At 50.1% G+C, this 10,547-nt stretch carries 14 protein-coding genes; 6 read left to right on the top strand and 8 right to left on the bottom strand.

The window, feature by feature from the left end; all coding sequences use genetic code 11:
- Positions 1-210, top strand: a 210-nt coding sequence (locus DP119_RS06330) for a citrate/2-methylcitrate synthase (RefSeq protein WP_276308707.1), incomplete at its 5' end; no start/stop codon positions are given.
- A gap of 157 nt (positions 211-367) precedes the next feature.
- The gene (locus tag DP119_RS06325; RefSeq protein WP_112231841.1) at positions 368-1,828 is read left to right on the top strand and encodes a protein adenylyltransferase SelO; all 1,461 of its coding nucleotides are present in this window, start codon (positions 368-370) and stop codon (positions 1,826-1,828) included.
- 56 nt (positions 1,829-1,884) lie between these two features.
- Here DP119_RS06325 and DP119_RS06320 read toward each other — a convergent pair whose 3' ends face one another.
- The 4 genes from DP119_RS06320 to DP119_RS06305 all read right to left on the bottom strand — a co-directional run bounded on the left by DP119_RS06320 (position 1,885) and on the right by DP119_RS06305 (position 4,993).
- Positions 1,885-2,097: a hypothetical protein gene (locus DP119_RS06320; RefSeq protein ID WP_112231839.1), complete on the bottom strand. Its 213-nt coding sequence runs from the start codon at positions 2,095-2,097 to the stop codon at positions 1,885-1,887.
- 215 nt (positions 2,098-2,312) lie between these two features.
- Complete coding sequence (locus tag DP119_RS06315) at positions 2,313-2,732, bottom strand: sporulation protein (protein ID WP_112231837.1); 420 nt, start codon at positions 2,730-2,732, stop codon at positions 2,313-2,315.
- Between the two features lie 68 nt (positions 2,733-2,800).
- A complete protein-coding gene (locus DP119_RS06310) occupies positions 2,801-3,991 on the bottom strand; it encodes an AI-2E family transporter (RefSeq protein ID WP_112231835.1) in 1,191 nt (396 codons plus the stop codon).
- Between the two features lie 57 nt (positions 3,992-4,048).
- Positions 4,049-4,993 carry an LCP family protein gene (locus tag DP119_RS06305; RefSeq protein ID WP_112231833.1) on the bottom strand — a complete coding sequence of 315 codons (945 nt, stop codon included), beginning with the start codon at positions 4,991-4,993 and terminating at the stop codon, positions 4,049-4,051.
- Between the two features lie 234 nt (positions 4,994-5,227).
- On the opposite strand from DP119_RS06305, the gene msrA reads away from it, so the two are divergent.
- Positions 5,228-5,758, top strand: a complete 531-nt coding sequence (msrA, locus tag DP119_RS06300) for a peptide-methionine (S)-S-oxide reductase MsrA (protein WP_112231831.1) — start codon at positions 5,228-5,230, stop codon at positions 5,756-5,758.
- A gap of 161 nt (positions 5,759-5,919) precedes the next feature.
- Complete coding sequence (locus DP119_RS06295; protein ID WP_112231829.1) at positions 5,920-6,219, top strand: hypothetical protein; 300 nt, start codon at positions 5,920-5,922, stop codon at positions 6,217-6,219.
- Here DP119_RS06295 and DP119_RS06290 read toward each other — a convergent pair.
- The gene (locus DP119_RS06290) at positions 6,203-7,378 is read right to left on the bottom strand and encodes an MFS transporter (RefSeq protein WP_112231827.1); all 1,176 of its coding nucleotides are present in this window, start codon (positions 7,376-7,378) and stop codon (positions 6,203-6,205) included. The genes DP119_RS06295 and DP119_RS06290 overlap by 17 nt on opposite strands.
- Before the next feature lie 86 nt (positions 7,379-7,464).
- Between DP119_RS06290 and DP119_RS06285 the strand changes: the two genes are divergently transcribed.
- The gene (locus DP119_RS06285; RefSeq protein ID WP_068869215.1) at positions 7,465-7,698 is read left to right on the top strand and encodes a hypothetical protein; all 234 of its coding nucleotides are present in this window, start codon (positions 7,465-7,467) and stop codon (positions 7,696-7,698) included.
- Between the two features lie 106 nt (positions 7,699-7,804).
- Positions 7,805-9,412, top strand: coding sequence for an ABC-F family ATP-binding cassette domain-containing protein (locus DP119_RS06280; protein WP_112231825.1), 1,608 nt, complete (start codon positions 7,805-7,807; stop codon positions 9,410-9,412).
- 63 nt (positions 9,413-9,475) lie between these two features.
- Here the strand turns inward: DP119_RS06280 and DP119_RS06275 are convergent, their stop codons facing one another.
- From DP119_RS06275 to DP119_RS06265, 3 genes are all read right to left on the bottom strand, one after another.
- The gene (locus DP119_RS06275) at positions 9,476-9,952 is read right to left on the bottom strand and encodes a YkvA family protein (RefSeq protein ID WP_112231823.1); all 477 of its coding nucleotides are present in this window, start codon (positions 9,950-9,952) and stop codon (positions 9,476-9,478) included.
- Positions 9,953-9,976: 24 nt separating this feature from the next.
- Complete coding sequence (locus DP119_RS06270) at positions 9,977-10,183, bottom strand: cold-shock protein (protein ID WP_112231820.1); 207 nt, start codon at positions 10,181-10,183, stop codon at positions 9,977-9,979.
- Between the two features lie 138 nt (positions 10,184-10,321).
- Positions 10,322-10,522 carry a cold-shock protein gene (locus DP119_RS06265; protein ID WP_033541967.1) on the bottom strand — a complete coding sequence of 67 codons (201 nt, stop codon included), beginning with the start codon at positions 10,520-10,522 and terminating at the stop codon, positions 10,322-10,324.
- Positions 10,523-10,547 lie beyond the last annotated feature (25 nt).

The raw sequence follows: 10,547 nt of genomic DNA, 5'->3' as shown, positions 1-10,547 counted from the left end.
CTTCCGCCAAACGTCGATTTCTATTCGGCATCGGTTTACCACTCCTTGAACATCGAGCATGACCTGTTCACGCCGATCTTCGCGGTCTCCCGTGCGTCGGGCTGGCTCGCGCACATCCTGGAGCAATATTCCAACAACCGCCTGATCCGCCCGCGTGCGGAATACATCGGGCCTGGCATGCAGACATACGTGCCAGTTGAAGAACGTTAAGAGGATTACCAATAGCTTGAGCCGCGCCTTTCGATAGGTGTACGGCTCAAGCTTTTCTATTTGCACGAGCCAGCCCGCTATGGTTGTTTCAAGGATTTCATTGCGGCTATAATAACAGAAAGACATGCTCCACAAATTGTCGATAGGAGGCGCTCCAATGAACTACACAGAAACCGGCTGGAAACTGCAGAATAGTTATGCAAGCCTGCCGAAAACCTTGTATGCACCGATGGAAGCCAATCCGGTTTCATCGCCTAAATTGGTCATTGCAAACGAACCATTGGCGAAAACGCTCGGCCTGGACACGGGCCAGCTGGACAGCCCTGAATTCCTCCAAGTGTTCGCAGGCAATCGTTTTCCAGAAAACAGCTTTCCGCTCGCCCAGGCGTATGCCGGCCATCAATTCGGCCAATTCACGATGCTCGGCGACGGCCGCGCTATCTTGATCGGTGAACAGCAAACTCCAGCGGGCCAGCTTTTCGACATTCAATTGAAAGGTGCAGGAATCACGCCCTTTTCACGAAGCGGGGACGGCCGCGCTTCTCTCGGCCCCATGCTGCGCGAGTACATCATCAGCGAAAGTATGCATGCGCTCGGCATTCCAACGAGCAGAAGCCTCGCAGTCGTACTGACAGGAGAAAAAATCCAGCGTTATTCTGCAGAGCCTGGAGCGATCCTGACACGGGTGGCCTCGAGCCATATCCGTGTCGGCACTTTCCAATTCGCCGCAAAATACCGTTCCACTGAAGATTTGAAGGCTTTAGCCGATTACACCATCCATCGCCATTTCCCGGACATCACCGGGCCAGACCGCTATATTGAATTGTTCCGGCAGGCGGCTGGACGTCAGGCTGCACTCATCGCGAAATGGCAGCTCGCCGGTTTTGTCCATGGGGTCATGAACACAGACAATATGGCAATCAGCGGCGAAACGATCGATTATGGCCCGTGCGCTTTCCTGGACCGTTATGATGAATCCGCGGTCTTCAGCTCGATTGACGCCGGCGGCCGCTATGCCTACCGAAACCAGCCGCTCATCGGAGGCTGGAATCTGGCGCGCTTTGCCGAGTCCCTGTTCCCTCTACTGGATGACCGCCCTGAAAAAGAGGCATTGTCTTCTCTTCAGGACGCACTCGAGGAATATGTCAAACTGCAACATCAATTGTATATGGCTGGCATGCGCGAAAAATTGGGCTTGTTCACCGAGATGCCAGACGATCAACAATTGATCGAGGGGTTACTGGAATTGATGCAAGAAAACCAAGCCGATTATACCAACACATTCCGTTCCTTGACCTTCGAGGAAGTTGACGAACCTCAACTGTTAAACAGCGAAGCTTTCATGGACTGGCACAAGCGCTGGAAATCCCGGCAACGGCAAGAGGGCCGTCCAGCCCAGGAAATCCTGGAATTGATGAAGAGCCGAAACCCGGCCGTCATCCCCCGGAACCACCGTGTCGAAGCGGCACTGGAAGCTTCTTTGCAGGGGGATTATGGGGTGATGGAAAAGCTATTGGCCACCCTTCAAAACCCGTATGCCCATTCCAAGGAGCAGCAGCCCTATACGGCCGCTCCGCCCCCTTCAACTCCGCCATACCAGACCTATTGCGGGACATGAAAAAACCCCCTGCCGGCAAAAAGGCAGGGGGTTTTCGGTTGTCTGCGTCGCTCCGATCATTGTCCGTCTTTAACTTCAGTGACGCTGACCATTTTGACTTCATCCATCTTAAACTGGTAATACGTGTCATTGTCGCCGACAAATTCGCGGAAATCATCCGCATCCAGGCCACTGACTGCTTGTTTTGGCGTATCGGCTTCGACGGTACTGGCCGCTTCGACGCCTCCTCCGAAATGATATACGACGCGGAACTTTTTTGCTGCTTCCATTTGTTGGATTCCTCCTCAAAAACTTGTCTCGTCTTCTTTACCCGTTTTTTCACCATGTATTCTTCCCGCCGCAAAAACTGTCGGGTCCTTATCATCCCTAGCCTTCTGATGCCTTTCAAGAGTGACATTTGCATATTGAATAAACACCCTCCTTCTGCAGTGAAGGAGAGCGTTCTGGTTTACATAATAATATTACTTATCCATCGTTTCATTGCTCAGCTATCGATCTTGCCGTACGTGATTTCATCTTCATCTTGGACATCGACGCCATTTTTCACATGGACAATGGTCCGCAAGATCAGCTTCGCATTGGCGTTCTCCAATACCCAGCGTTCATCTGGCACGATTTCGAATTGCTGCATGACCGTGTTCTTTGACTTAACGGCGCCCGCAAATTCCAAGCTCTGCTTGGCAACCGGCGTTTCATAAAAATCAAAATCGCTGTCTTCCCTGTAATCTTCCACCAAGCGAACCACTTGCAGTTCGATGTAATCGATTTCCTGATCGCCGCTCCCCCCGTCCAAGTAGACGGTACCATTCAGTGTTTCGCCTTCCTCAAGATGCGGCCTTTCCACTACAGTGTCCACTTTGACCGAACCGATGCCGATCGAAGATAAAAAGTCTTTGAATTTCATAAAAATCTATACCCCCAACATTTGATAGTTCTCCATACCACTTTCCAGGTTCCTGTAAACAGTGCGCTTTAAAGCTCTGTGTAATCGTATTGATTGTCCAGGTCCGTTTCATACCGGTTATAACGGCGCTTGAACAGCTTGTACAGATGGCTGACGATAACCCGCAGCAATGCATACATCGGGATCCCCAAGATGACCCCTACGACGCCGAATAAAGAACCGGCTGTCAGCAAGACGAAAATGATCGTGACAGGATGAATATACATCGTCTTGCCCATTACTTGCGGAGAGATCAAATTGCCTTCCACCAACTGTACGACAGTCCACACGATTGCGAGTTTCACGAGCATGAATGGCGAAGTGACGAGTGCAATGATCGCGGCGGGCGTAATCGCGATGGCCGGGCCGATATAAGGAACGATGCTTGTCACCATCGCCAGCGCACCGAGCAGCAGCGCATAATCCATGCCGATGATCAAAAAGCCGATATAGACCATGACGCCAATACAAAAAGCGACGATGAGCTGGCCTTGGATATAAGCGCCCAATTGCTTGTCTGCATCCTTTAGAACCTCTCTTGTATCATCCCGAAATCTTGGCGGCAGCAACTTCAGGAAATAGCCAGGAAGCTTATCGCCGTCTTTGAGCAGATAGAACAGGATGAACGGCACGATGACTATCGACAAAATAACGCCCGTAATGGTCGAGATCCAGCTGGTGACGCGTGTGATGATGCCCGTCACGGTCGCTTGAAGCGTGTCAGCGATGCTGGCCGGCAAAGTTGCGATCAAGGCTTCGATATTGAAGCTTGAATCCCGGTAATAATCACCGACCAAGGAATTGCGCAGGAATTGGTCGATATTGTTCAATAAGCGCATGAAATAATCCGGAAATTCCTCGATCAGGTTCTGGAACTGTTCCCTTAAAAACGGAAATACCAAAACGCTCAGCAAAGTCAAGAGCCCGATTCCCCCGAGGAAGATGATGAGGATGCCCCAGATTCTCGGGATCTTGAAACGTTCCAGCAAACGCAGTACCGGACGCAGCAAATAATACAAAATAAGCGCCAGGACGACCGGCAAGACGACCGTTTTCATGAATACATTGAGCGGATTGAAGATGAACGACACTTCCCTGAAGATGAACACGACAAGCCCGATCAAGATTAAGATCAATAAGGTGAAGAGTGTATTCCTCCCGCCCAGAAAGCGGATATAGTTGGTAGCGAAAAACGGCGGTCTATTGTCATCTGGCGGCATGGCAATCCCCTTCTTTGTATAGGTTTCTACCTGTAGTTTACCATATTATCTGACAAATTAGTCGAGAGGCTGGGACAAAAATTCTTCCAGCGCACGGCGGTTTTGTTCCAGGTCAATTTCAAGCACCGATCCGGCTTGAGGATAATTCGCATAACTGTATCCGCCTTCCACCGGGATCGTCAGCCGCTCGATTTCCCCGCTGCCGCCGGTGCCGAGCTGCGTCGCCAATTTGATTTGGTCGACCAAAGGCATATCGGTCTGGACATAGCCTTGTGCCGCTCCTGCAAGTTTCGGCAGTTTAGGGATCGATGACACACTGACCAATTCATCCTTCAATGCAGCAATCACTTGCTGCTGGCGCCGCACACGCCCGAAATCGCCTTCATTATCCGAACGGAAGCGTGCGTAGCCCAGCAGTTCCTGCCCATTCAATTTCTGTAAACCCGGAGATAAGGTCACGCCGATTTTCTCGGACATTTCTTTCTCGACATCGATTTCCACGCCGCCCGGGGCTGCGATATCGACGAGTGTTTCAAAACTCTTGAAGTCGACAAGCGCATAATTATGGATTTCGACCCCGAACATTTCCCGCAAAGTCGACGCCAGCAGATCGACGCCGCCCAAATAATACGCGGTATTTAATTTATAGGATTGATAGCCCGGAATGTCTGCATAGATGTCGCGCATGAACGAAGTGATTTTCACTTCGTTGTTTTCGCGGTCATGTGTCACCATCATCATCGTATCCGTCCGGGATTGCTCTTCCCCGCGTGAATCCACCCCGAGCACGAGGATATTCTGGTAACCGCTATTGTCCTCATCACCTGTAAAGGGTTCCGGTTCAATTTCGGTTTCGCCGGCAATGTCCTGGCCTTGTTGATATTGGATGAAAAAGTAGACCCCTGCGCCGAGCAATAAAATGATCAATAATAAGAAAAGTTTGCCTCTCGGGCGGAATCGTTTACGCTTTCTGGCCTGTCTCGTTTCGTATTGTTCTTCCATGATGATTACATTCCTTTCTGAGCTGTACAATTTGTTTAGACGCATATGAAGAGAAAGAGGTTTCCCTCTGCAATACGTTTTTATTGTCTGGGCCTTATTGGAGTGGTAAAATTCTTCTTATTCTCAGGTGCCTCATTCCAGCTTCAATGACACGTCCAGCCAGCTGATTCAGGCTTTGGCCGTTCCTTGCATGGAAATGAAGATGGCTGCCTATTAGTAGAAGGAGGCAATCCGATGTTTGAAAAAGCAACATTCGCTGGTGGCTGTTTTTGGTGTATGGTGAAGCCGTTCGACCAATTCGATGGCATCGAATCCGTCGTTTCCGGCTATACAGGCGGCCATTTGGCGAACCCGTCATATGAACAAGTGAAAAGCGGCCATTCCGGCCATTTGGAAGCGGTCGAAATCACCTTCGATCCGGCGGTCTTCCCATACGATCAATTACTGGATATTTTTTGGCAGCAAATCGACCCGACCGATAACGACGGGCAGTTCCAGGACCGCGGCGCTTCCTACCGCCCTGCCATATTTGTCCATAATGAAAAGCAGCGTCAATTGGCGCTCGCATCCAGAAGACAGCTCGATGAGAGCGGCCGCTTTGACAAGCCGGTAATCACTGAAATCCAGGATGCCCAGCCTTTCTATCCGGCAGAAGAATACCACCAGGATTTCTATTTGAAAAATCCCGAACATTACGCACAAGACCGCGCCGAGTCCGGACGCGATGAATTCTTGGAAGCTGCGTGGAAGAAAGCCGACGCTTAATGCGCCGGCTTTTTCCATGCCGAAAACCTATAGAAGATGAATGACATCGATCATTGGCTCCCGAGATTTCCGTGAATTTTTTATTGACAGATTATTCACTTAGTTTAAAATCAGGATACGCGGGTCTTCCCGCAACATTGTGTTCAACAGGAGGCATTATTATGCAATGGCTTAGCACACTGGATATCTTTTTCGTGCAGTTGATCCTCTTCCCGCCGTTCGTCATTTTGCTTGGTGTCGCATCTGCCCTGCTGTCGAGCCGGATATTCATCGGCCCCGTCGTCACGCTCATCTCAGCGCTTGAACTGAATTATTGGTACTTCTCAACCATCCTTCCGGAAGCGGACATTCCCCCGATGATGATCGCTTCCTGGGCCATCCTGTTTCCGCTATTGTCGCTTTATTTTTCATGGTTGGCACTAACCCCGTCCAATAGACAAACCCTCAAGGTTTTCGATTGAGCAAATAAGCAAAGAGGATCATGAAAAGGACGAATGCCAAGAACATCCATAAGGTGGCGTCATGGTTGCCTGTCCGGTCATAGACCACCCCGATGATAAAGGGCATGAACGCCGATATCAAATAACCGCCCGATTGTGTCATCGCAGCCCAACTATTTGCTTCGTCGGCTGACGCTGTCGCATCGAGCGGCAACAGCAAGGCAATCGGGAACAACCCGCCGAGCGCTACGCCGATCAAGGCGGCGGCTAGCCACACTGACCAAGCCCCTGCAACCATCAATAACAGGATTCCGGCAGTGCCGAACGCGAGCACAGCCAACACCCATAAAAACCGGTTCGGGTAACGGCTGAACAGCAGCGGGATGGAAATATTGCAGACGATCTGCACTGCCGTCATGACAGTGACGACCGCGCCTGCCGACAGGACGCTTAAGCCTTTGTCGATGGCAATGGGAGCGAGCCATGTCAGCATCGAGAAGAAGAAGGCCGATTGGAAGCCGAAGAACAGCAGCATGTACCACGCCTTCAAATTTTTCCATGGGCTTTCGCTGATCGGCAGCGGATCGTCCGGCATTGCTTGTTGCCCTTTTCCATTCGCTTCAGGCATTCTTAGCCATATGATCAGCGCAGCAATCGCCAAACCTGACCAGATCGCAAGCCCAGCTGGCCATCCGGAAGCGGCATAGACAACACCCGTCAACCCTGCGGCAAGTGTCGCGCCTAGCCCCATGCCAAACGAATAGACGCCGATCAAGGACGCTGTCCGGGTTGGGAAATCCCGTTTGATCATCGCAGACAGCATCGGCCCGATAATGGCAATTGCGATGCCGATGAAAAATGAACTGAGCAATAAGTTGAAATAGCTCGGCCAAAAGCCGCGACCCAAAGTGAACACGCCGATGGCGGCCAGTAAAAAGCCGATGGAACGCTTCAACCCGAAACGGCGGTTGAAGACGATCGCAAACGGCGCGAACACCCCCATGCACAGGACGGGTACAGCGGTCAATAAACTGACTTGGCCATTCGTCAGCGCAAGATCCGTTCGGATCGGCTCGAGCATCGGCCCGATTGAAGAAATGGCCGGCCGCAAATTGAGCGCCACTAACAGGATGGCAAAAATGACTGCGGTCAAGGCCGGTTTTTTTCCAACTTCCTTCATATTTCCTCTCTCCTTATCCCTCAGCACCAAACTTGTGTTCCTGCCACAGCTTCCCTTAAAATAAGACTGGAAAGGCGGGTTGCTGGATGAAGCTCATAAATTGGAGCTACGCAAAACGATATAATATTAAAGCCACTTTTGATGAATTTCCGCACGTCGTCGTGCTGTTCCGCCAGATCGGCGGCTATTACTTTATTTTCTCGATGAAGGGCCTGACGCCGGAACATGTTCCGGGCAGGCGCGAATATGTACAAATGGAATATCTGTTAAATAAAGAACTCGGTCAATTGGACGCATATCTCCGGCGAAAAAGCCGATGAAGCATTTCCTCTATTAGTTTAGCTGACACGGGCTTTGAACGCTACCGGTTTAGGGCGTATTCGTGTTATACTATTCATATTGTGAATTTTAGGAGGACGAATAATAATGATAGCAGTAAATGATGTATCTTTGCGTTTTGGCGACCGCAAATTATTTGAAGATGTCAACATCCAGTTCAACCCAGGCAATTGCTACGGCTTGATCGGGGCAAACGGTGCCGGTAAATCGACATTCATCAAGATTCTTTCCGGCGAACTTGAAGCACAATCAGGGAATGTCTCCATGGGTTCTGGCGAACGACTTGCCGTATTGAAGCAGAACCATTTTGAATACGAAGAGCATGCGGTCCTCGAGACGGTCATCATGGGCCATAAAACACTCTATGAAGTCATGTCCGAGAAAAACGCCATCTATATGAAAGAAGACTTCTCCGACGAAGACGGCATGCGCGCTGCTGAACTCGAAGGCGAATTCGCTGAATTGAACGGCTGGGAAGCGGAATCCGAAGCCGCCATCCTTTTGCAGGGCCTTGGCATTTCCGAGGATCTTCACGACAAGAAAATGGCAGAACTATCCGGATCCGATAAAGTCAAAGTGCTTTTGGCACAAGCTCTATTCGGCAAGCCCGATGTTCTCCTGCTCGATGAGCCGACCAACCACTTGGATTTGAAGGCGATCCAATGGCTTGAAGAGTTCCTGATCAATTTCGATAATACCGTTATCGTCGTATCGCATGACCGCCACTTCCTGAACAAAGTGTGCACGCATATCGCTGACCTTGACTTCGGTAAAATCCAGCTGTATGTCGGGAACTACGATTTCTGGTATGAATCCAGCCAATTGGCGACGCGCCTGGCATCCGACCAGAACGCGAAAAAAGAAGAAAAGATCAAAGAGCTTCAAGCCTTTATCGCCCGCTTCTCCGCCAATGCTTCGAAATCCAAGCAGGCGACGTCACGGAAGAAAATGCTCGATAAAATCGAGCTGGACGACATTCGCCCATCTTCACGTAAATACCCATTCGTCAACTTCACCATCGGCCGCGAAATCGGCAACGATGTGTTGACGGTAAAAGACCTCAGCCAGACGGTTGACGGCAAACAATTATTGAACAACATCAGCTTCAATATGAACAAAGATGACAAAATCGTCCTAATCGGCGACCCGTTGGCAAAATCCGCCCTTCTTCGCATCCTGGCTGAGGAAGACGAACCGGCTACAGGCTCGGCCCGCTGGGGTGTCACTACATCACGTGCGTATTTGCCGATCGACAACACCGAATACTTCGAAGGCAACGAAACTTCCCTCGTGGAGTGGTTGCGCCAGTACTCACCGGAAGACGAGAGCGAAACCTTCCTACGCGGATTCCTCGGCAGAATGCTGTTCTCTGGCGAAGAAGTGAAAAAGAAACCTTCCGTCTTGTCCGGTGGCGAAAAAGTGCGCTGCATGCTATCGAAAATGATGCTGTCGCATGCCAATGTGCTGTTATTGGATGAACCGACCAACCACTTGGACCTCGAATCGATCCAAGCCTTGAACAACGGCATGATCGCATTCAAAGGCGCCATGGTCTTCACTTCCCATGACCATCAATTTATCCAGACCGTTGCGAACCGCGTGATCGAAATCCAGGAAGACGGTTCGATCCTCGACAAGCAATTGACTTACGATGAATTTTTGGAATGGAAAGAAGCGCAAGGCATCGCCAAATAATCTCCTGACACAGGCAAGCCCCTCAGAAATGAAATTCTGAGGGGCTTTTTTTGTGCTAAGGATTTATTTCAGGAAGCGTTTCACGGCTTTGCCTGCTGGGAGCTTCGCCGCCAGCTGGTCCCCGGAATCCGCCAGTTTACTGAGCACTTTCAACAGGTCTTCGTCTCCTGCCCAGTGTTCCGTGACGACTTCTTTCGGGAATCGGTTCAAGACAGTATTGATGACGTAAACCGCTACGATGACGTCGTCCATGAATCCGCCCGGCCCGACAAGGATTTCAGGAAGAAAATCGATCGGTGCCATAAAGTAAAGCACACCGGCACCGACATAGGCTTTGCTTTTTTTATCGATGCGGCTGTCGAGCAGCAGGCGCGTCAATAGATGGAAAAGGTCTGGCGCAAAAAAGACGAACTGGCCTGCTGAATCCAGTTTCGAGGATTTACTTTCCAGCCAATTATGCACTCTCACGCGAAGCTTTTGATAAAAATCCTGTTGTTTTTCCTCACTTGGCAATGGCTTGCTCAAATATTCGTTTCCCATATACGTTCCCCTTTCCTCCGGCAATCAGAAGACCAATGTGACGTTTGTCGCTACCCGTTCCTTCCCAGTTGCACCGTCATAGACGGTGAATTCGACGTGCTGATTCGGCATGAAGCGGCGGAATCCTTCCTCATTGATGTTGATCGTCTCAAAATAGAACAGTTCGCCCGTATCGCCTTCGATATAGCCGAATCCTTTGTCATCATTAAATTCTTTTACTTTTCCCTGCATGGATACTTCCCCTCCAATTTTCTTGGCAATCTATTTAGGATATACCCGAATAAGCGGGAAGATTAAACAATGGATGCAGTTCAGGAGAAATTCCCATAAAAAAAGAACTGCCATTACGGCAGTTCTTGGATTGGAGAATTAAAGTTTAGTTACGTTAGTAGCTTGAGGTCCGCGGTTGCCTTCCTCTACTTCAAATTCCACGCGCTGTCCTTCGTCAAGCGTTTTAAAGCCTTCGCCTTGAATCGCTGAGAAGTGTACGAATACATCGTCGCCGCCTTCAACTTCGATGAAGCCAAAACCTTTTTCTGAGTTAAACCATTTTACTGTACCTTCTTGCATCTTAAATTACCTCCTGTGGTAAACA

The organism is Planococcus maitriensis (assembly GCF_003289925.1).
Taxonomy (GTDB): domain Bacteria; phylum Bacillota; class Bacilli; order Bacillales_A; family Planococcaceae; genus Planococcus; species Planococcus maitriensis.
Note: the sequence above shows the minus strand (reverse complement) of the source record. Positions and strands in the feature narration are given on the sequence as shown.